General features: G+C 45.9%; 18 protein-coding genes and 1 riboswitch. Of the genes, 4 read left to right on the plus strand and 14 right to left on the minus strand.

What is annotated here, in order from left to right:
• Positions 1-172: 172 nt before the first annotated feature.
• Both B7Y67_RS03335 and B7Y67_RS03340 read left to right on the plus strand, forming a co-directional pair.
• Positions 173-661, plus strand: a complete 489-nt coding sequence (locus B7Y67_RS03335) for a flavin reductase family protein (RefSeq protein ID WP_293597352.1) — start codon at positions 173-175, stop codon at positions 659-661.
• Positions 662-686: 25 nt separating this feature from the next.
• A complete protein-coding gene (locus B7Y67_RS03340; RefSeq protein ID WP_293597353.1) occupies positions 687-1,346 on the plus strand; it encodes a glutathione S-transferase N-terminal domain-containing protein in 660 nt (219 codons plus the stop codon).
• Positions 1,347-1,439: 93 nt separating this feature from the next.
• Here B7Y67_RS03340 and B7Y67_RS03345 read toward each other — a convergent pair whose 3' ends face one another.
• The 9 genes from B7Y67_RS03345 to B7Y67_RS03385 form a co-directional block, all read right to left on the minus strand.
• Positions 1,440-4,475, minus strand: a complete 3,036-nt coding sequence (locus B7Y67_RS03345) for an efflux RND transporter permease subunit (RefSeq protein WP_293597354.1) — start codon at positions 4,473-4,475, stop codon at positions 1,440-1,442.
• 7 nt (positions 4,476-4,482) lie between these two features.
• Positions 4,483-5,814: an efflux RND transporter periplasmic adaptor subunit gene (locus tag B7Y67_RS03350; protein WP_293597355.1), complete on the minus strand. Its 1,332-nt coding sequence runs from the start codon at positions 5,812-5,814 to the stop codon at positions 4,483-4,485.
• Positions 5,792-7,327: an efflux transporter outer membrane subunit gene (locus tag B7Y67_RS03355; RefSeq protein ID WP_293597356.1), complete on the minus strand. Its 1,536-nt coding sequence runs from the start codon at positions 7,325-7,327 to the stop codon at positions 5,792-5,794. Before B7Y67_RS03355 ends, B7Y67_RS03350 begins: the two co-directional genes overlap by 23 nt.
• 148 nt (positions 7,328-7,475) lie before the next feature.
• Entirely contained in the window at positions 7,476-8,336 is an 861-nt protein-coding gene (locus B7Y67_RS03360) for a pirin family protein (RefSeq protein WP_293597357.1), read from the minus strand.
• Between the two features lie 53 nt (positions 8,337-8,389).
• Positions 8,390-10,222 carry a glutamine--fructose-6-phosphate transaminase (isomerizing) gene (gene glmS / locus B7Y67_RS03365; protein ID WP_293597358.1) on the minus strand — a complete coding sequence of 611 codons (1,833 nt, stop codon included), beginning with the start codon at positions 10,220-10,222 and terminating at the stop codon, positions 8,390-8,392.
• Complete coding sequence (glmU, locus tag B7Y67_RS03370) at positions 10,222-11,712, minus strand: bifunctional UDP-N-acetylglucosamine diphosphorylase/glucosamine-1-phosphate N-acetyltransferase GlmU (RefSeq protein ID WP_293597359.1); 1,491 nt, start codon at positions 11,710-11,712, stop codon at positions 10,222-10,224. The genes glmS and glmU overlap by 1 nt, the downstream gene beginning before the upstream one ends.
• Positions 11,709-12,617 carry a tRNA 2-thiocytidine(32) synthetase TtcA gene (gene ttcA, locus B7Y67_RS03375; RefSeq protein WP_215386946.1) on the minus strand — a complete coding sequence of 303 codons (909 nt, stop codon included), beginning with the start codon at positions 12,615-12,617 and terminating at the stop codon, positions 11,709-11,711. Before ttcA ends, glmU begins: the two co-directional genes overlap by 4 nt.
• 26 nt (positions 12,618-12,643) lie before the next feature.
• Complete coding sequence (locus tag B7Y67_RS03380) at positions 12,644-13,039, minus strand: dihydroneopterin aldolase (RefSeq protein WP_215302202.1); 396 nt, start codon at positions 13,037-13,039, stop codon at positions 12,644-12,646.
• Positions 13,040-13,082: 43 nt separating this feature from the next.
• Positions 13,083-13,904, minus strand: a complete 822-nt coding sequence (locus B7Y67_RS03385) for an SDR family oxidoreductase (RefSeq protein ID WP_293597360.1) — start codon at positions 13,902-13,904, stop codon at positions 13,083-13,085.
• A gap of 85 nt (positions 13,905-13,989) precedes the next feature.
• Between B7Y67_RS03385 and B7Y67_RS03390 the strand changes: the two genes are divergently transcribed.
• Positions 13,990-15,117: an SAM-dependent methyltransferase gene (locus tag B7Y67_RS03390; protein ID WP_293597361.1), complete on the plus strand. Its 1,128-nt coding sequence runs from the start codon at positions 13,990-13,992 to the stop codon at positions 15,115-15,117.
• Between the two features lie 4 nt (positions 15,118-15,121).
• Here the strand turns inward: B7Y67_RS03390 and B7Y67_RS03395 are convergent, their stop codons facing one another.
• The 3 genes from B7Y67_RS03395 to B7Y67_RS03405 are packed head-to-tail and all read right to left on the minus strand — an operon-like array spanning position 15,122 to position 19,153.
• Positions 15,122-16,258, minus strand: a complete 1,137-nt coding sequence (locus B7Y67_RS03395; protein WP_293597362.1) for a polynucleotide adenylyltransferase — start codon at positions 16,256-16,258, stop codon at positions 15,122-15,124.
• 4 nt (positions 16,259-16,262) lie between these two features.
• On the minus strand, positions 16,263-17,171 hold the full coding sequence (locus B7Y67_RS03400) for a complex I NDUFA9 subunit family protein (protein WP_293597363.1): 909 nt from the start codon (positions 17,169-17,171) through the stop codon (positions 16,263-16,265).
• A gap of 23 nt (positions 17,172-17,194) precedes the next feature.
• A complete protein-coding gene (locus tag B7Y67_RS03405; RefSeq protein ID WP_293597364.1) occupies positions 17,195-19,153 on the minus strand; it encodes a lytic transglycosylase domain-containing protein in 1,959 nt (652 codons plus the stop codon).
• A 55-nt stretch (positions 19,154-19,208) separates the two neighbouring features.
• Between B7Y67_RS03405 and B7Y67_RS03410 the strand changes: the two genes are divergently transcribed.
• Positions 19,209-19,832 carry a 5-formyltetrahydrofolate cyclo-ligase gene (locus B7Y67_RS03410; protein ID WP_293597365.1) on the plus strand — a complete coding sequence of 208 codons (624 nt, stop codon included), beginning with the start codon at positions 19,209-19,211 and terminating at the stop codon, positions 19,830-19,832.
• Here the strand turns inward: B7Y67_RS03410 and metF are convergent.
• Together metF and ahcY are read right to left on the minus strand one after the other, a co-directional pair.
• The gene (gene metF, locus B7Y67_RS03415; protein WP_293597366.1) at positions 19,822-20,652 is read right to left on the minus strand and encodes a methylenetetrahydrofolate reductase [NAD(P)H]; all 831 of its coding nucleotides are present in this window, start codon (positions 20,650-20,652) and stop codon (positions 19,822-19,824) included. The genes B7Y67_RS03410 and metF overlap by 11 nt on opposite strands.
• A 55-nt stretch (positions 20,653-20,707) precedes the next feature.
• Entirely contained in the window at positions 20,708-22,153 is a 1,446-nt protein-coding gene (gene ahcY, locus B7Y67_RS03420; RefSeq protein ID WP_293597367.1) for an adenosylhomocysteinase, read from the minus strand.
• Positions 22,154-22,214: 61 nt separating this feature from the next.
• A riboswitch (S-adenosyl-L-homocysteine riboswitch) is annotated at positions 22,215-22,326 on the minus strand.
• Between the last annotated feature and the right edge of the window lie 187 nt (positions 22,327-22,513).

Below are 22,513 nucleotides of genomic sequence, written 5' to 3' on the forward strand. Positions count from 1 at the left end.
GAATGACTTCTACCAAGGTGTAAGCTTTCTTTCAAAGGCAGGCAAGGAATATCGCTTTAAATGCGTCAAAGCTGAGGAGAACGAAATTCTGACCCCAATTCCAGGTACAACTATCCCCGCTGGTGCTCCTGCGCCGGCAGCTGCAAAGTAAGTAATTCATTAAGAAAACGAGATGACCCCATTTACCTCTCAAGAGCTCCGCAAAGGATTCTCCTCTTTCGCAACAGGGGTCACTGTGATTACTTGCCTAGATGCCGACCAAAACGCACATGGCATCACCATCAGCTCATTTAATACTGTTTCATTGGAGCCACCACTTATTTTATGGAGCTTAAAGAAGCATTCACGCCTAATGCCTAATTTTGAAGTGGGTCACAAACAATTAATTCATGTGCTCGCGCGTTCACAAGAAACCATGGCAATGCACTTTGCTACCGTCAAGGAAAATCAGTTCGATAATATTCCGCACAAAATTGCAGCAAGCGGCCTCACTCAAATTGAAGGATGCTCAGCCTACTTTGAATGCGAAACAGTTTCAGTCCACACCGGCGGCGATCACAATATCATTGTTGCTAAAGTGCTAAACCTAAAGCACACTCCAGAGAGTCATCCGCTCATATTTGCGCATAGCAAATTTATGGGTTTAGATTCATCAATTTAATATTACCTAAATAGGAATTCTCATGATGCGCTTATGGGGAAGAAAAAGTTCTATCAATGTGCAAAAGGTCTTGTGGTGCCTTGCAGAGCTGGGGCTTGAAGAAGGCAAAGATTTTGCGCGCATAGATGCCGGCCTTCATTTTGGAATAAATCATACCCCTGAATTCTTAGCACTTAACCCGAATGGTCTGGTCCCCACTCTAGAAGACGGTGATCTTGTGCTCTGGGAGTCCAATACTATTTTGCGCTATCTTGTTCGTCAATACGATAGGTCGAAGCGCTTTCCTGCTGACACTAAAAATCAGTACCAATCTGAGAAGTGGATGGACTGGCAACTGGGAACTATGTGGCCACCATTACGAGTTGCATTCTTAGGACTCACTCGTACCCCTGAAGCAGATCGTAACTATGAGTTAATTAAGAGCTCATATCAAGAGGCAGATGCATTGCTGGCATTACTTGATCAGACCTTAGAAAAACAGGCTTACTGCGCTGGCGAACAATTCAGCGTCGGAGATATTCCATTGGCTTTGTGTGTAAGTCGATGGATTCTGCTACCACAAACTTTCCCCGAAAAAATAGGGCCTCGCTCACAATTAAACAATATTGATGCGTGGATGAAACGGATTGAACTTGAAACTAAATATAAAATCGTGGCACAAAAAGAACTCAATATCGTGAAGTAAATAACTGGTATCTCAGATTTTCTGAATCTGAGACATCAAGTAAAAAAGGATGAACTTAGTTCACCCTTTTTTCATAGCTATTTACAGAATAAATTACTGTTGCTTGAATTTCTTCTGATGGTGATCGGCACCAATAAACAAATACATCGCCGGAACCACGAAAAGCGTGAATAAAGTACCAATCGATAGTCCAGTAAAGATCACAATACCCATCGACTGACGGCCAGCGGCACCTGCACCAGATGCAATCACCAGAGGAACAACACCCAGCACCATTGCCGCGGTGGTCATCAAGATTGGGCGCAAACGGACGCTACTAGCCTCTACGATGGCATCTAACTTACTGCGGCCAGCTTCCTGCAATTCATTAGCAAATTCCACAATCAAAATTCCGTGCTTGCTGATCAAACCCATTAGCGTAACCAAGCCAACTTGGGTATACACATTCAAAGTTGTGAATCCCAAATTAATAAAGATTAATGCGCCAAATAAGGCGAGCGGCACTGAGACCAAAATCACGATTGGATCGCGGAAGCTTTCAAACTGTGCAGCCAAGACCAAAAATACGATCAAGATGGCAAAGAACATGGTCACCAAGAAACCGCCAGACTCCGCCATAAACTGACGGGATGGGCCTGCGTAATCCATGGTGTAACCATTCGGCGCCACCTCTTTTAAAGTTTGGCGCATGAACTCAAGTAAGTCTGCCTGTGAAATAAATGGCGTACTCACACCAGAGATTGTTGCGGAGTTCAACTGTTGAAAGTGATTAATGGATTGCGGAACTACTTTTTGTTTAATTGTTGCTATAGTACGCGCCTGAATCATCTGTCCACTTGGAGTACGTATGTAGTAATCCAAGATCTGATCTGGATTTAAGCGGTCCACTTGCTTTACTTGCGGAATCACGCGATAGGAACGGCCAGCAACAGAGAAGTAGTTCACATAACCACCACCCAAGGCAGCGGAAAGGGCGCTACCCACTTGTTGCTGCGTCATACCCAGTGCAGCTACTTTCTCACGATCGATTTCTAAAACGTCTTGCGGCTTATCAATCTTTAAATCTGAATCCACAAAGAAGAAGTTGCCGCTACGACGTGCCTTATCCAGAACCGCCTGAGACACTTCATTGAGCTGCTCATAAGACTCTGTAGTATTAATAACCACCTGAACAGGAAGGCCCTGCGCACCAGGCAAAGCTGGGAACTGGAAGGCGGCTACACGAGCACCGGCAATCGAATTCCACTTACTTTGCATAGCTTCCTGAAACTTCGTGGCATTACGACTACGTTGATCCCAATCTTTTAGCAATACACCACCAAAGCTACTAGTGGGGCTAGTGATCTGGAACATCTGCTCATACTCAGGCTCTGCAGCTGATATTTGATAAATCTGATCAGCATAGGTCTGCATTTGATTGACGGTACTATTCGGCGGACCTGAAGCCTGCATCAAAACAATGCCTTGGTCTTCTGTTGGCGCCAATTCAGCGCGAGCAGTAGCGTAGAGATAAGCCACGCCTCCCAGCAAAATCACACCCATCACAATAATGACCTGCCAAGTGCTCAGGAGCTCACGCAAAGTGGTTTGATAACTGTGATGAACTTTTTCAAAAACGCGATCAATCTTTTGTACAAACGAGGAGGCTTCTTGCTCTTCAGTAAAAATGCGTGAACACATCATCGGTGAAAGCGTTAACGCAATCAATCCCGATACCGCGACCGCACTCGCCAAAGTAAAGGCAAACTCGGTAAAAAGCGCGCCCGTTAAACCACCCTGAAAACCAATTGGTATATATACGGCGATCAACACAATCGTCATTGCCAAAATTGGACCACCCAACTCGCGCGCAGCAATTAAAGAAGCCTCCAGCGGTGACTTGCCTTCTTTCATATGACGGTCTACGTTCTCAACCACAATAATGGCATCGTCGACCACCAAGCCAATTGCAAGTACTAGGGCTAACAGCGTCAGCAAATTAATGGAGTAACCCAAGATCTGCATCAAGAAGAATGTGCCAATTAATGAGAGTGGCATTGCAATCACCGGCACGGCAACAGCGCGTGCGCTTCCCAGGAAGAGATAAATCACCACCGTCACAATCAACAGCGCCTCTAAAAGGGTTGCCACTACCTCATCAATCGAAGTAGTAATGAACTTAGTCGAGTCATAAACCACTTTGCCCGACATACCGGTTGGCAACTGCTTCTGAATATCTGGCACTACTGCGCGAACACGTTCTGCTACATCGAGCAAGTTCGCCTGAGGCGCCACCTTGATGGCAATAAACACTGAGCGCTTGCCACTAAATGCAACATTGGTGTTGTAGTCTTCAGAGCCCATGCTCACAGTTGCTACTTGATCTAGGTACACAATATTGATGCCATCTTTTTTGACAACCAACTTGCGGAACTCATCGAGCGTATGGAGATCCGTGCCAGCAACCAAATCGACGGCAACCATGTCACCCTTAGTGCTGCCTACTGCAGATAAATAGTTATTAGCTGCCATGGCACTATAGACATCATCAGCACCGACCCCAAGTCCCGCCATCTTCTCGCGATCAAGCCATGCGCGTAGGGCAAACTTTCTGCCACCAGTAATTTCAGCATTCTGCACACCATCGACAGCATCCAGCTTTGGCTTCACTACCCGTAATAAGTAATCAGTAATTGCATTGTTTGGAATGTCATCGCTATAAAAGCCCATGTACATTGCCGCAGTAGACTGACCAATTTGTACAGTCAATACGGGTTGCTGGGCTTGCGGAGGTAACTGATTCTTAACCGAACTAATCTGCGTCTGGATTTGTGTCAGCGCAGCATTGGAGTCGTAATTGAGCTTGAGAGTCGCGGTAATGGTCGAGAGGCCACTCACACTCATCGAGGACAAATAGTCAATACCTTGGGACTGAGCAATCGCAGTTTCTAATGGCTGCGTAATAAAGCCTGCAATCGTCTCTGGATCAGCGCCATAGTAAGCCGTCGTAATAGTGACAATTGCATTTTGGGTTTGTGGGTATTGGTTGACTGGCAAAGAACCAACCGCCTTCAAGCCAAACACCAAGACAAGCGCACTCACTACCAGCGAGAGCACTGGTCTACGAATAAATATATCAGTCCAATTCATCTAGGACTTATTCCTGTGGCTGTGGGTTTGGTGAATTGGATGGCAACACCTTGTTATTGATAATTAGCGGCGTACCATTCTTCAACTTAAGCTGACCACTAGTAACAACCGTAGCACCCTCTTCAACCCCTTTGAGAATTGCCACTTGATCGCCACGCGTTAGTCCTGTAGTTACAAAGACCTGTTGAGCCTCAAGTGCAGGCTTGCCCTGCTTATCCTTTTTACCAGTTGGCTTAGCAATAAACACTGTTGAGCCATACGGGTTATAAGTCACTGCAGTTTGAGGCAAGGTCAGCAACTTCACTTCATCGCCCAACTTAATATTCACATTAGCAAACATGCCTGGCAAAATTTTCTTATCCGGATTTGCCAACTGAGCCTCAATCTGAATATTGCGTGTATTAGTATCAACCTTCGGACTCACAGCAGTAACCTTGCCAGTAAAGCTTGCGCCCTTGAATGCATCGGTCGTCACCACAATTTCTTGTCCAACCCGAATCTGTTCAGCATTACTTTGCGGAAGATTGAAATCGACAAAAATAGGATCTAAAGTTTGAAGAGTGAGCAACTTGTCACCTGGGTTGACAAATTGACCAGGGTTAATCATCACGATACCAACACGACCACCAAAGGGGGCTTTTAGATTCTTCTTGGCGACTAAGGCTGTTTGCTGCTCTATCTGCGCCTGCTTAGAGGCAGCATCAGCTTTACTAGTATCAAAGACATTCTTACTAATCGCCTGAATTTCTAATTGTTGCCTATCGCGTTCATTAATTACCTTAGCTAAATCTGCCAACGCTTTTAATGAATTGAGTTGTGCAACATCTGAGGCGTCATTCAGTTTAATCAGCAAGTCGCCTTCTTTTACATCCATACCCGATTTAATGGGTACAGTTTGCACAAGGCCACCGATTTCAGTGCTGAGATCTACTCCTCTAAATGCACGGACATTACCAACGCTAGAAAGCTTAGGCTGCCATGCAGTCGTCTCCACTACCATCGTGGAAACAGTTGCAGGAGGCAAGCCCATGCCAGCGATGAAATGCTTAATCATGAAAGTCTTGAGTTGATTGAACCCAAAGATCAAGCCAAGCAACAAAAATACACCACACAACATAATGGTCATGCGTCGACCCAATGGGGTCATAGACTGTAACTTGGCATTTGCCTTGCTACGTATAAAACGATCGCGCAAACGTAACCAGAACCCTTTTACTTTCCCCCAAAGCGCAATCAGCTTCTCGCGAAGTTTCCACTCGACCGCCTTCGCAAGCGTCCAAGCCCACAAGGCAAGTGCGACTGCAGTTACTTTGGTTTTAATTGTTTCCAGAAGTTTCATTTTGATCTTTGTTCGCTATGGCTTTTGGTTGAAAGGCTGGGCTGGTTCGATTCCACCAGCCACCGCCTAGTGCTGCAAATAATGCTGCTGTGTCTGAGAATCGGGTTGCTTGTGCAGAAACCGATTTGACTTTAGCAATTTGATATTGATTTTGGTAGTAGAGAACAGCTAAGTAGCTAGCAGTGCCTAGCTTGTATTGCTGTTGCACTAATTCCAAAGTTTCATAAGCGTAACGCTCTGCATCTGATGCTGATTTCAATGCTTGCGCGCCAGTCTCGAGAGCCCGCAATGCATCAGCCACCTCTTGAAAGGCTTTGAGTACGGTCGCCTGGTATTGGTAAACTGCCTGCTCATAATTCGCAACAGCGCCACGACGTTGCGCTAACAATTGTCCACCCTGAAAGAGTGGCTGAAATATTCCACCGGCAACCGACCATAGGGTTGCGTTCGGCCCAAAGAGGGCTGCGCTAGTCAATGCTGCGGAACCAATAGCGCCAGTGATATTAAATTGTGGCAATAAATTGGCAGTGGCTACCCCCACCAAAGCATTGGTGGCCTTGAGCTGCGCTTCTGCAGCGCGCACGTCTGGGCGTTGGCGCACTAGGCTCGATGGCACTGAAAGCGGGAGCTTCTCTGGCAAATGCAAAGACTTCAAGTCAAACTTTGTAATGTTGGCATTACTAGGTAGCTCACCGACCAAGACAGCCAACTGATTACGCGCAAAGGAAAGGTTGCGCTCATAAGTAAATAAATCTACTTGGGAGTTAGATACCAAAGTTCTTTGTGATGTCACATCCACTCTAGAAACCGTACCAATCGCTAGTTGCTTTTCTGTTACCTCAGCTAAATTTGTTTGTGCCTTGAGAATTTCTTCTGTAGCCTGCATCTGTGTACGCAAAGCGGCTTCACGTACTGCACCAGTAACAATATTGGCGGTCAACGAGAGATATGCGCCCTCCAACTGAAACTGCGCAATCTCTGCTTGCGCTCTGGCGCCTTCAACTGCTCGGCGTGCCCCACCAAAAACATCAAGCTTGTAGGTAACGTTTACAGAAGCGTTATAGAGGTTGTAAGTATCAGAGCCATAAGGCAAGCCATAAATAGCAGAAGGCTGTAACTGTCGAGTAGCGCCACCATTTAAACCAATTGCTGGGAAGTACTGCCCACCAATTTGTGCGCTGACATTTTCTTGGCTCGCACGCAGAGCAGCATCAGCTGCACCTAAATTAGGGTTTTGCTGCAAGGCTTTTTTGATCAATACATCTAGCTCGGGAGATTTAAATAATTCCCACCATTGAGCCTCAATATCAGCGCCTTCAATAAATTCTTGATTCGTTCCACCAGGTACTCCAGGTGCAGTAGCCAACTTTTGTGAAAGTGCAGTTTCGGTATATCCAGACGTATTGGGAGCATCAGGCTGCTTAAAGTCTGGACCTACCGCGCATGCAGAAAGAAATCCCGTAAAAATAAACGGAAGCAAACGCAAACTAGAGAAATCCTTAGAGCCAAACATGAATGGTGACAAATATCCTTTTCTACAGTAGATATTTGAACACACTTTTCTAATTGAGTCTGTGTAACACCTTGATTTGACTAATAAATTTTGTACACAGCTATGCGTAGAAGTCAAACGGATTTTTTAATCCCCAACCCTATTCTAATTAGGCAATTCTTCCAAAGCTTCCACTGTTGAAATCTTGCATTGCTTGGGCAATCTCCTCTTGGGTATTCATAACAAATGGGCCATATCCAACGATAGGTTCATTAATCGGCTCGCCACTCAGCAGCAAAGCAATAGAGTCCTCAAGCACATTCACTTGAATATCTTGGCCCTGATTGCTAAACATCAGCATCTGAGCATCTTCAGCAACTACACCCTCACCGGCCTCAACTGCACCCTTGAGTACAACTAGCGATGCATTCCAAGACTCTGGCACAGAAATACTTGTTGAGCCTTTCTTCAACTTCAAGTCAATCACATTCATTGGGGTGAAGGTGTGAGCGGGGCCTTGGTGACCATCAAACTTCCCAGCTATGATGCGCGCTTGCCCTGCACCATTCTGTAAATCAAGCACAGGAATCTGCTTATCCACAATGGCTTGATAAGCTGGCTTAGTCATTTTCAGCCTTGCCGGAAGATTTACCCATAACTGCACCATTTCCAAAGTTCCGCCTTGCTTAGCAAATCCCTCAGAATGAAACTCTTCATGCAAGATGCCAGACCCGGCAGTCATCCACTGCACATCACCAGGACCAATTACGCCGCCTTGACCCGTTGAATCTTTATGTGCCACCTCACCTTCATAAACAATGGTGACCGTTTCAAAGCCGCGATGTGGGTGTGAGCCCACACCCTTGCGCTCAGTTGTGGAGGGGAACTCAGCTGGGCCCGCATAGTCCAGCATCAAGAATGGGCTCATTTGCTTGCCCAGGTCTTGATAGAAAAACAAGGTACGCACAGGAAAACCGTCGCCTACCCAGTGACCCCGATCATTGCCTTGTATGCCAATCAGTTTTTTCATCATTCTCTCAGGAGCATCCATTACTGCGTACAAATATTTGTACTGAATTGAGACTACTCGACCGTAACGCTCTTTGCGAGATTGCGGGGCTTATCAACATCAGTGCCGAGAGAACAAGCCGTGTGATACGCCAAGAGTTGAAGCGGGACTACATGCAAGATTGGAGATAAATTGCCGTAATGCTCGGGCAAACGAATCACGTTGATACCCTCGCTACTGGTGATATCAGTATCTTGGTCAGCAAAGACATAAAGCTTTCCACCACGGGCTTTGACTTCTTGCATATTGGATTTGAGCTTTTCCAATAAGTCATCCTTTGGAGCCACTGTAACCACTGGCATCTTTTCAGTTACCAAGGCCAGCGGGCCATGCTTTAACTCACCAGCTGGGTAGGCCTCAGCATGAATATAAGAAATCTCTTTTAACTTGAGCGCACCTTCAAGGGCAATCGGATAATGCATGCCGCGCCCGAGAAATAATGCGTTTTCACATTTAGCAAACGCAGAACTCCAAGCCATGATCTGCGGCTCAAGCGCTAATACTGCATGCAAAGCTTTTGGTAAATGACGCATGTCGCGCAAGAGCTCTTTTTCTTGCTCAGGGCTGACCTTACCTGCACGCTTGGCCAATGAAACAGCCAGCAGATAGAGTGCAACTAGCTGCGTTGTAAAGGCTTTAGTGGAAGCCACGCCAATCTCGGTACCAGCCTTGGTCAAGAAATTCCAATTTGTTTCGCGAACCATGGCGCTACTAGCTACATTGCAAATCGCCAGCGTGTATTGATGGCCAAGGGACTGCGCATGACGCAAGGCTGCCAAAGTATCTGCAGTCTCACCAGACTGAGAGACCACCACAATTAATGTATTCGGATTAGGAACGGTTGTGCGATAACGATATTCACTAGCAATCTCAACTTGCGTCGGAATGCCAGCCAAATCCTCTAACCAGTATTTAGCAACACAAGCAGAGTAGTAACTAGTGCCGCAAGCCAAGATCAAAATTTGATCAAACTTTTTCCATTGCTCGGGATCTGCACTAAAGAGCTCTGGACCAAAACTAGCGATGTTGGCTAACGTGTCACCAATTGCTCTTGGTTGCTCAAAAATCTCTTTTTGCATGTAATGCTGATAAGGCCCCAGATCCACAGAGTCAGCTTGAGCTGGCATTGGCTTTTGCTCACGCTGTGTAGTCTTACCCAATTGATTAATGATCTCAACACTCTCTGCCCCAAGAACAGCAACATCACCCTCTTCTAAATACATCATTGAATGTGCGCGACCTGCTAAAGCCAAGGCATCAGAAGCAAGGAAGTTTTCATTCTCGCCGAGTGCAACCACCAATGGAGAGCCCACACGTGCACCCACCAAAATATCTGGACGATCTTGCGCGATCACACCAATTGCATAAGCACCATGTAGCCGCGGTAACACAGAGCGCACCGAAGCAACCAGATCTGCCTGCTTACTTGCCACATAAGCTTGATGAATTAAATGCGCAATCACTTCAGTATCTGTTTCCGAAGTAAATACATAGCCCACAGACTTCAATTCAGTACGTAGTGATTCGTAGTTTTCAATAATACCGTTATGAACAACAGCAATTAATCCACCAGAAATATGGGGATGTGCATTTTGTGTGTCAGGTTTACCGTGGGTTGCCCAGCGAGTATGTGCAATACCTAGGGTGCCATGAAAATCCTTGCCCTGCTCTGCTAGCTCAGAAACACGAGCAGTAGTGCGAGCACGCTCAATGGGGTGTTTAGCATCATTGCTATTAATTACTGCAAAACCACAAGAATCGTAACCGCGGTATTCAAGACGACGCAAACCTTCAATTAAAACTTCGACAATATTTTTACGCGATACTGCGCCAACAATTCCGCACATTATTTTTTAGCTTTCACGGATTTTTTGGTGGCTACTTTTTTTACAGCAGCCTTCTTGATTGCCGACTTTTTCTCTTGCGGCTTTTTATCTTGCTTTACTGGGCGTTGCCACTGCAATGAAATTTGCTTGGCTCGTGACACGGTAAGTTGATTTGGCGGCGCATCTTTAGTCAGGGTTGTGCCCGCACCGAGTGTGGCACCACGGCCAACGCGCACTGGGGCCACCAACTGTGTATCCGAACCAATGAAAACATCATCTTCAATGATGGTTTGATGTTTATTGACGCCATCGTAGTTACAGGTAATCGTACCGGCACCGATATTGACTCTAGAGCCTACGATCGAATCACCCACGTAGGCCAAGTGATTGGCTTTGCTATTGGCGGCAATCTTGCTGTTCTTCACTTCGACGAAGTTGCCAATATGTACATCATTGGACAGATCTGCACCGGGACGCAAACGAGCATAAGGCCCAATCAGCGAGCTTGCGCCAACTTGAGCTCCATCGATATGGCTATATGGATGGATTGTGACATCCTTGCCAATCACGCTATTGCGAATAATGCAGTACGGGCCTACTTTTGTGCCAGCAGCTAAAGTCACGCAACCTTCAAATAAACAGCCAACATCAATGAAGACGTCCGTGCCACACTCGAGTGTTCCTCGAATATCGATACGCGCTGGATCAGCCAAAGAAACACCAGCATCCATTAAAACGTTTGCTTGATTAAGCTGATGTACTCGCTCTAAAGCAGCTAACTGATCACGACTATTAACGCCAACAGTTTCATACTCAGCATCAGCTTGCGCAGTACGAATGGGAACTCCATCCTTAACTGCCATCGCAATGACGTCAGTTAAATAGTACTCACCCTGGGCATTACTGGCTCGCAATGCCTTCAACCACTTCTTCAGTGAATTGGTTGGCAGAACCATAATGCCGGTATTAATTTCTTGAATGCGCTTTTGCTCTGGTGATGCATCTTTTTCTTCAACAATCGCTTTTACCGAACCATCGATATCTCGCACGATACGGCCATAGCCCGTTGGTTTATTGAGGTTTTGAGTTAGCAACGCTAATGCAGAATCTTGACCACGCACGCCATCAGCCAATTTGACTAATTTAGAGAGCGTCTTTTTACTTGTAAGTGGCACATCGCCATACAGAACCAAAGTAGGTGCATCTACATCCAGTTTGGGCAATGCTTGTAATAGAGCGTGGCCTGTTCCTTTTTGCTCAGCCTGCAATGCAGTAGCAACTTTGCCAAAGCGAGAATCTTGCACGCTAGCTGTTTGAAGAAACTCTTTAACATCGGCTGCACCATGCCCAACAACAACGATGGGGCCAGTTTTAGTGTTTTTACCCTGTAAATCCAAGGCTGTATTGAGAACGTGCTGGAGAAGGGGTTTCCCGGCCAAGGTTTGAAGAACCTTGGGTAATGCGGACTTCATCCGCTTTCCCTGCCCAGCAGCCAAAATAACGATGTTCATAAAGAGGGATTATAAGACCCCTGAATCAACGTTCCGCAGGCTATTTCATCGATTTCTGTCTCATCAATCGCTTTATCGCCAGCAGATCTTGCAGCAATACCCGACAACTCAGTAGAAATCTCAAGATTCTTAAAATCAAAGGCCTCACCATCCATTAAATGGGACGGAACAATGTGATGCATTGAGCGAAAGAGATTCTCGACGCGCCCTGGGTGCTTTTTCTCCCACTCGCGCAACATCTCTTTCATAGCACCGCGCTGGAGATTGGGCTGACTGCCACACAGATTGCACGGAATAATCGGGAAGTTCATATCCACCGCATAACGTTCAAGTAGCTTTTCAGGAACGTAGGCGAGAGGACGAATGACAATATGTTTACCATCATCAGATCGCAGCTTTGGTGGCATGCCTTTGAGTTTGCCAGCAAAGAACATATTAAGCATTAATGTTTCTAGGATGTCATCACGGTGATGACCTAAGGCAATCTTGGTAGCACCGAGCTCATCTGCTACGCGATACAAAATCCCACGACGCAAACGAGAGCAAAGACCACAAGTCGTTTTGCCTTCTGGAACTACACGCTTGACGATGCTATAGGTATCTTGATTTTCAATGTGGTACTGAACGCCCAAAGCCTTTAAATAATTTGGCAAGATCTCCGCTGGAAATCCTGGCTGCTTTTGATCTAAATTGACAGCAACGATCTCAAAATCAATTGGGGCACGCTCCCGTAGCTTCAATAGAATGTCGAGCATGGCATAACTATCTTTGCCGCCCGACAAGCACACCATGACTTTGTCGCCATCCTCAATCATGCCAAAGTCACCAATAGCTTGGCCAACTAAACGACAGAGCTTTTTCTCAAGCTTGTTTTCTTCGAAGACGACTTTACGGATATCACTCATAGCGACTAAATTTTTCTGGATCTTCTTTAAGCTTGCTTCATCCGAAATACTTCAACACCAACAGAGTGACAGTCTGGATATACATCAGGCTTAGCTGTACTAACACGAGCAGCAATCACCTTCGGATGCAAGAGCATCGCAGCCACGATGTCATCGCAGAAGGTTTCTTGCAAATGAATATGGCCCTGGGAAGACCGTGCCTTAATGGTTTCACGCATAAAGTCATAATCAACCACTTCTTCCAATAGATCCTTGGATGGCGTATTCATATTCAGCGGGATATAAAGATCTACATTCAGAATAACGCGCTGCTCAGCCTTTTTCTCAAAGTCATGAACGCCAATATTGATATAGATTTCATAGTCACGTAGAAATAAGCGGCGGCAATCCGCAAGTGCTGGATGAGAAAGAATGGCATGCATATTTTTATGAACTCTTTTTGAATTTTTCTTCTGTATTAAATTCTTAATTGGTTTTAAACATCACATCGCGTGATGATGGTAATAGATGCTGCCCACCATCGACATATAAAGTAGTTCCTGTGATCGCATTTGAGTTAGCTAAAAATACAGCGGCTTTTGCAATGTCACTAGGTGTGGATGACTTACCTAATGGCGTCATCTGATGTGCCTTGGTAAAACCAGACTCAGTTTGATCGCCTGAGGTCAATGTAATCCCAGGGGCTAAACCAATCACCCTTAAGTGAGGAGCAAAATCTACCGCCAGCACCTCAACGGAAGTAAGGAGTGCTGCCTTAGATAATGTGTAAGACAAGTAATCTGGATTGAGATTAATTAATTTTTGATCGAGCAACTGAATCACCGATGGGATTGATAAATTGCTCTCGCTTGCATTCTTCGTCTGACGCTTGTGATATTCAAACATCAGCTGAGATAGCAAAATAGGTGCGGCTAAATTGACTTGCATGTGGTCTTGCAAACTTTTACCACTCAGCGGAGTATCCGAATTGGCGCGATCATATTCAAAGATTGAGGCGCTATTCACGAGGCACTCAAGGCTTTGAAACTCAGCAACAACTGCGGCAAATAGAGAATGGATTTCTGCTTCGCTGGCGAGATCAGCTTTAAATGCGACAGCTTTACGCCCAAGCTTCTGAATTTCAGCCACAGTTGCTGTAGCATCAGATTCCGAACGGCCATAATGAATTGCGATATCCCAGCCCTGACGAGCAAATTCCAAGGCAATTTCCCGACCAAGGCGCTTAGCTGCACCGGTCACTAAAACCGCTTTATTTTGCTGAGGTGATGGGTTTGAACTCAAGTTCACTTAAATTCTCTTAGACTAAGGAGCTATGGATATTACCTTGACCAGCCTTGAAACGGCTCATACAGAGCATCTGAGCCAAAAAATAATGGCTGAAATCGCTTCCAAAGGCGGCTGGATGCCCTTTTCAAGGTATATGGAAATGGCTTTATATGAGCCAGGCATGGGTTATTACAGCGCTGGAGCCCACAAATTGGGCGCTGGCGGTGATTTCACGACAGCCCCAGAGCTGTCCCCCTTATTTGGCGCGGCTATTGTAGAAACCCTTTTGCCCATTCTAGAAGGGCTGAAGGCTCAGGGGCTCCCTACCCAAATTCTGGAGTTTGGCGCTGGCACTGGCAAGTTAGCTGAATCTATTCTCACCCGATTCCACGATCTGGACTTCAACCTGGATCGCTACGACATTATTGAGATCTCACCCGACCTAGCCCAAAGGCAAGAAGAGCGCCTCAAGCAAGTTGTAGAGAAACTGGCCCTATCTACTCAATCCAATTGGTTAAGTTCTTTACCTAACAACTTCAAGGGCATCATTCTGGCCAATGAAGTCATTGATGCTATTCCGTGTGATGCCATCATTTTTCAAAATGGCTTTTGGTATCAACAAGGGGTCGCTGTAATTGATGGCAAGCTTACTTGGTCAGTAGGGCAACCCGTTGAGCAGTCACTACTTCCAGATGCATTGCTGAATGGAAACTTTTCTGAGGGATACCTTACAGAGCTACATCCGCCAGCTAATGCTTGGATGCGCCAAGTAGCCAATCATCTTGATACCGGCCTCTTCCTCACTTTTGATTATGGATTTCCAGAGAGCGAGTACTACCATGCACAACGCCTCGAGGGCACACTCATGGCGCATCATCGACATCATGCCATTCAAGATCCATTTCATCTTCCAGGGCTTTGTGATTTAACAACGCATGTGGAATGGTCTCAGATCGCACGTAGTGCGCTAGAAGAAAAAGTTGATGATGTCTATCTCAGTAATCAGGCATCTTATTTACTAGATGCCGGCATTGGCGATATTGCATTGGAGATTGGCGATCCTAGCAAGCCAGAAACTTTCTTACCGATTTCGAATTCTTTGCAGAAACTATTATCTGAAGCGGAGATGGGGGAGCTCTTTAAAGTCTTTGCTTTCTCAAAGAAGCTATCTGAGATATTGCCAGATCATGTCTTAGAGGACTTGCCAGGCCTTCGAGGTAGAAACCGGCTGTAAGCTTTTAGTTGTTTATGGCTGCAGTAATTGCCAAGAGTCTCGCAGCATCAACCGCACTACGAATTCTTTCACCATTGGTCCTCTGGTCTGCAGGAACACCTTCAATAATTTCCGCCGTGTTGAGCGATTGAGCATTTTGCATTGCTGAAATTAAAGTGCCGACATTTAAACCAATGCGTTTAGCTAAATCGAGCAATGCGTATCCACGATCAGGCTTACGCCAAACATCTGCGCGATTGAACCAAGTTAATATATCAGCGGATTGATATACGCCACCGAGGTCACCAACTGTTTTCTCAATCAGTAGATTGAGCTCACTAAATATTTCACTGAAGTCACGCAACTCATTTGGCATCTTGACGCACTCAGACCATGAACGAATTTCACTAACAGGTAAATGCATGAGAGTGACAGCACAGCGATCTTCCAGTTGATTTGTGGCATGCAGATATGCAATGAGCTGCTCACGATATTCTTCTTTAGCCAAATGAGATGTCAGCGTTGATGGTAGTAATACCTTAGCTGCGCCAGCATCTAGCAAAACTTGGAACATGCGCATTGGCTTGTTGGCAGTCAACCCTCTAGCCAACTCTTGCCAAATTCTTTCAGCCGAGAGTGCTGATAATTCATTGGAATGAACAATCGCCTGCAAGGCGGCCATGGTTTCTGGCGCTACTATGAATTCAGGGAAACGCGCTGCAAAACGAGCGATACGCAAAAGACGTAAAGGGTCTTCGGAAAACGCATCGGACACATGGCGAAGCACCTTAGCTGCTAAATCTTGCTGGCCGTTGTAGGGATCCAAAATAGGGCCCACCCATTTACCATCCGCGTCGACCTCTTGTGCCATTGCATTAATAGTCAAATCTCGACGCTCTAGGTCCTGCTCTAGCGTGACCGTCGGGTCAGCATAAAACATAAAGCCTTTATAACCCTTCCCCGTTTTCCGCTCTGTACGCGCTAATGCATATTCAGCCTGCGTCTCTGGATGCAAGAACACTGGAAAATCTTTACCCACCGGACGAAAGCCCTGAGCAATCATCTCTTCTACGCTAGAGCCAACTACAACATAATCAATGTCGTGTATAGGCAAGCCCATCAGGGTATCCCGAATAGCGCCACCGACCGCATAAATCTTCATCGACTTATTTCATGCCTTCTAATGTACGACGGCTAATGTTAAAGACCTTGGTCAATGCGTCTACTCCATTGAGCGGGAGGATATTAGGCAACTGCATGGATGCAATATTGTCACGCGACATTAAGGTTGGGACAGGCAGAAACTCAAAAGCTAAAGCTTGAAGATGCCCAACAAAATCAGGAACAGGAATAATGGCACATTTTGTGTTGACCTTACGCGCAGCAAATTCCACAATCTCTTTCATGGTGTAAACAGTAGGCCCCACCAAATCATAAGATTGATGAATAGTAGATGGCATTTTTAGTGACTTGGTAAATGCACTAGCCACATCATCCACGCTCACCGGCTGAAACTGTGCCCCAGAGTTTGCTAAGGGCATGGCTGGAAATAACTTTGTCAACTTAGCAAACAAATTAATGAACTGATCTTGGGCACCAAAAATGACTGAAGGTCTAAAAATAGTCCAGTCAAGATTGCTAGCCTTTACAGCGGCCTCGCCATCACCTTTACTACGCTGATACATTGATGGGCCATTTGAGTCTGCACCCAATGCGCTCATATGTAGATAACGTTTTAGGCCGTGCAACTGCATAGCAGTGATAATATTTTTGGGAAGCTCTACATGCGCAGCTTCAAATACTTTTCCATAAGGCTGTGCAGGCTTGTCATGCAGTACGCCCACTAAATTAATGACTGCACCACCAGGCTTGATTCGTGAGCAAAACTCTTGCAAAACATCAAACTCATGCACATCAGCATCTTCTAGATGCACTTTTGGCAGCATACGTAATTCACGTGCAGATGCTAAGTGTCTAGTCGGCAATAAAACAGAATAGCCCTCAGATTGCAACTGAGCAGCCAAAACTCTACCGACAAAACCGTTACCGCCAATTAGCAGAATGTCATATTTCATAAAACTCCTATGCAGTTGAAATACTAAGGTAGCTCTGATGCGTTTGCTGCTTTAGGAGCGATTACCCCTAAACGCTGTTTTAAAGACTGTGTCTGACCGTGCATCACTGATGAATAATACGTTGCATTCGCCAAAACGTTTTTTACATAGGTGCGCGTCTCATTAAATGGAATCGTTTCTGCAAAGATCGCGCCTTCAGTCGGGCTAGTGAGTTTTTCCCGCCAAGTTTTAGATCGTGATGGTCCAGCGTTATAGGCGGCAGATGCGAGAACCCAAGATCCATCTAAATCTACCAAGACCATATTCAAATAATTACTGCCCAAAGTTAAATTAGTATTAGTGTCTGCCAACTTGTCATTGGTATACGAAGTCATACCAATTTTCTTGGCAACATACTTCGCTGTATTTGGCATCACCTGCATTAATCCTGAGGCACCAACTGATGATGAGGCATTCATGATGAAGCGTGACTCTTGGCGAATCAAGCCATATGCCCACGCCAAGTTCAAATCAATTTGTTTGGCAATTGGTGATAGCTCATCGCGATAAGGGGTTGGGTAGCGTAAGCTAAAGTCATGCTCTTGCTTGGTACGATCAGCCGTATTCACAACGCGGTCGTACAAACCAATCCGCTTAGCGTATTCAGCGGCTGCAAGTAACTGCTTATCACTCATATTACGCAACTCCCAATTCCAGTCGCGATTACCTTCAAAGCGCAAATTCATGGCATAGAAGCGCTCACCCCTAATGAAGCCTTTGCGCTGAGACATGGCTTCGATTTCTGCATCACTCACTTTGGTTCTTGCAGGCGCATGATTTGATTTACCCAAGTCTTCGCGAGCAAGCTGTCCATAAAAGTTGTACTGGTCAGCAATGAGTTCAAGGTTCTCCCGTGCTTTTTCATTTTGGCCATCAACTTTTAATGCACGTGCATACCAATAAGTCCAAGCGGGATCTCTACTACGAACGACAGGATTCATGCCTTCAATTGCGTTCTTTACCAGTACCCAGTCTTTGGCGCGTAGACCTGCCCGCACTTTCCACTCTTGCCCTTCAGTTGAAAGAAGATCGTTATAGCCCAGTTCTTGTTGAAAATGATATGCATCATCCGCATTGGGATCTAATTTCTTTGCAAGGAACTGACCAATTACGCCCCAAGCTACGGCCTGGTTTTCTTTGCTATAGCGCGATGCATTTTGAGAAAAATCTCTAAATGCTTTTGCAGGGTCTGCTTTGGCTACCTTCACAATATCAGCAATCGGATCTTCACCACCCAGGCGACGTGACATGGTGTCAAAACCCATTTCACTAGCAGCACGGCCAATTGCCTTAGCCTCACTCGGCGTCATTCCCCCAGTAACAACTAGGGCGGGTACCAATTCTTGGCAAGCCTGACCAAAATTACGTGGATCTAATAGTATTGCGCGGGCATCGATTGCAACTTTAGTTGGGTTCTCCCCCTGCGCCAATTTTGACTGCAGTGCATAGCACTTCACTTGCGTGTCGTCATCCAAAACAAACTTAGGATATTCAGCATCAAAACTTGACCAATCTTTTCGCTTACCCAAAACGAGTAGCCAATCATTACGCATCCGATCAGCCAGAGCAGTACCTTGATATTGATTTAGAAAAGCCACTACCTGTGAGTCCGCATTACTATCGGCTCGCGCCACACCAGCACTATCAAATAGCTGAGGTTTGATACGGAAATAGCTTACATAGTCTTCATATGGGTAATTGGAGAGGCTAGCAGCTAAGGTTTGCGCACGGACCGCATCATTTCTTTTGGCCGCTTCACGCAACTCAATAAAGGTGCGATCACCCTCAGTAACTTCAAAGGCTGAAATTCTGCTCACTTTAGCGGGAACGGTTTTCTTCACCTTCTCAGCAAAAATACTGGGCGAACTGCTCAATAGAGCCAGAAATAGAATTCCGCCCAAAGCTCTTTGCCCAGAACTAAAAACATCAAACCTCTTTTTCACCGTCTAGCCTTATCGATTTACTATATCTCTCAATTTTCGCCTGATAATGGTCGATATGCACGGCAATTCTCCAAAATCGCTACGGCAGGACTTACTTGCCCAAAGGAAACAGTTTGCGGCTAGCGCAAGCTATCCCATGGCACGAGAAGCTATTTTGACCGGCTTAGCTGGTTTTCTGGCCGACCATGACACTCAAGTTCAATCTATTGCCTTGTATTGCCCCATACAAGATGAACTGGATCTTCGGCCGACTCTATTAGCTTGGGCCGAGGGCAATAAAGCTAGAACGCTAGCACTCCCTTTTGCGCGCCCCGATAAACATTTAGATTTTTATGCCTGGCAAGCGGGTGACTTACTAATTCCAAGTCGCCACGGCGTGCCGGAGCCAGATCCGAATAACCCTCGTAGACTTCTAGTCACTCCAGACTGCATCTTGATTCCCTGTGTAGGCTGGTCAGAATCCTGTGTGGGTAATAAAACGCGTTATTGGCGACTTGGGTATGGGGGTGGATACTTTGACCGCACCTTAGCCCAACTACGTAAAGCTAAACCAAGCCTACTGTGCGTAGGCATTGGCTTTGATTGGCAAAAATTAGATGATGCTCAATGGCAGGCTCAAACACATGATGAGCCTTTGGATGCCATGCTGACTGAGTCAGGCTTATTAATTACTTATTGAGACTGAGATTGTCTGCAATCGCCAAAACAGCATCTGCTTGATTCAAGGAATAGAAATGCAATCCTGGTGCGCCAGCAGTTAAAAGTTGATCGCAAAGATCAGTCACTACTTCCTCACCAAACGCACGAATCGAAGCGGTGTCATCGCCATAAGACTGCAAACGCAAACGAATCCAGCGCGGAATTTCTGCGCCACAAGCATCTGAAAAACGCAGTAACTGGGTGCTATTGGTAATCGGCATAATTCCAGCAATGACTGGCTCAGTGACGCCCAAGTCATAAGCCTCATCCACAAAGCGGAAATACGCATCACTGTTGTAGAAATACTGAGTGACTGCTGAATTGGCCCCAGCCTTCATCTTCTGCACAAAAAAGTCCACATCAGTTGCAGGCGACTTAGCTTGAGGGTGTGTTTCTGGATAAGCTGCGACATCAATGTGAAACCAATCACCCGTTTCTGCACGAATAAATTCCACTAACTCGTTAGCGTGATGAAACTCACCATACTGACCCATGCCAGATGGCAAGTCACCACGTAAAGCTATGATACGTTTAACACCTAAAGCTTGGTATTGCTTTAACATGTCGCGCACGCTCTCACGTGAACTACCAACACAAGATAAGTGTGGAGCAACTGCTGCACCGGCAGCATGAATATCGCTCACTACTTTTAGTGTGCCAGATTGAGTAGAGCCACCGGCACCAAAAGTCACAGAATAAAAAGCGGGCTTGAGCGTTTCACTAAAACGCTCGCGCACCAGATGCAACTTGCTCTCACCTTCAGGTGTTTTTGGAGGAAAGAATTCAACGCTTAATTCCATGATCTTGGGCCTGTATCTCTATTTCTCTATTGAACAATATCTAGCAAGGGGCAGATTAATAACGGTAGTGGTCAGCCTTATAAGGGCCTTCCTTCGTTACGCCAATGTAAGAGGCTTGCTGATCTGACAGTACAGTTAGCTGTGCATTCAATGTCTTGAGCTGCAAACGAGCAACCTTCTCATCCAAATGCTTAGGCAAGGTATAAACACCGACTGGGTATTTATCTGTACCAACTGCATTCCACAACTCGATCTGTGCAATCACTTGGTTCGCAAATGAAGAGCTCATGACATAAGATGGGTGGCCTGTACCGCAACCAAGGTTAACCAAACGACCTTTAGCCAAGATGATGATGCGCTTCTCAGGGTTTCCATTGGCTGCTGGGAAAATTACGTGATCAACTTGTGGCTTAATTTCTTCCCACTTGTATTTCTCGATACCAGCCACATCAATCTCGTTATCGAAGTGTCCAATGTTACAAACGATAGCTTGGTTCTTCATCTTCACCATGTGGTCATGTGTAATCACATGATAGTTACCAGTTGCTGAAACAAAGATGTCAGCCTTATCTGCAGCGTAGTCCATTGTCACCACGCGATAGCCTTCCATCGCTGCTTGTAATGCACAGATTGGATCCACTTCAGTAACCCAAACTTGAGCAGACAAAGCACGTAGAGCTTGAGCTGAGCCCTTACCTACGTCGCCGTAACCACAAACCACGGCAACCTTACCAGCAACCATTACGTCAGTAGCACGCTTGATCGCATCAACCAAAGACTCACGGCAACCATAGAGGTTATCGAACTTGCTCTTAGTAACAGAGTCGTTTACGTTGATTGCTGGGAATTTCAAATCACCTTTAGCGAACATCTGATAGAGACGATGTACACCAGTAGTCGTTTCTTCAGTTACGCCTTTTACTTTTTCTAAGCGTGTGGAATACCAAGTTGGGTCTTGTACCAATTTCTTTTTAATGGCAGAAAACAAAATGGTTTCTTCTTCGCTTGTTGGGTGATTCAAACAAGCCTGATCTTTTTCAGCACGTGCGCCAAGGTGCAGTAGCAAGGTTGCATCGCCGCCGTCATCCAAAATCATATTGGTGAAGCCGCCATCAGCCCACTCAAAAATACGGTGGGTGTAATCCCAATACTGCTCAAGAGTTTCGCCCTTGATGGCAAACACTGGTGTGCCATTTGCAGCAATTGCTGCAGCAGCGTGATCTTGGGTAGAGAAAATATTACAAGAGGCCCACTGCACTTCAGCGCCGAGCGCTTCAAGCGTCTCGATCAATACTGCAGTTTGAATGGTCATGTGCAACGAACCAGTGATGCGTGCACCACGCAATGGCTGCTGTGATGCAAACTCGTCGCGAATTGCGATGAGACCTGGCATTTCAGTTTCAGCAATGGCAATTTCTTTACGACCAAAATCAGCTAAAGAAATATCAGCAATAGCGCAGCGGGTTGCTACAAAGTTGTTTAAATCGGAAACGGTACTCATGAATGCTCCAGCTAAAGACGATCCAATGCTGGAGTAGGAACTCGCTAGCCATTGAATCATGGGTTAGCGAGCGCAGTTGCAATTAGCAAACTCTGGGGTTACCTAGGAGTCCACTCCCTTCAAGCCTGGGGAAACACTGGTTCTCAGCATTCCTTGCAACGCTCCTTGAAGGTATGGCGAAATTGTAATCAATTTCGCCATATTTCGCCTCAATACCACTACATACTGCAAATTAACTGCCTAGAAAGCAGATTACAAGCCAGCAGCTGCGCGTAAGGCAGGCGCCTTGTCGCACTGTTCCCAAGTAAATTCTGGCTCTTCACGACCAAAGTGGCCATAAGCAGCCGTCTTGCGATAAAT

This window comes from Polynucleobacter sp. 35-46-11 (assembly GCF_002281105.1).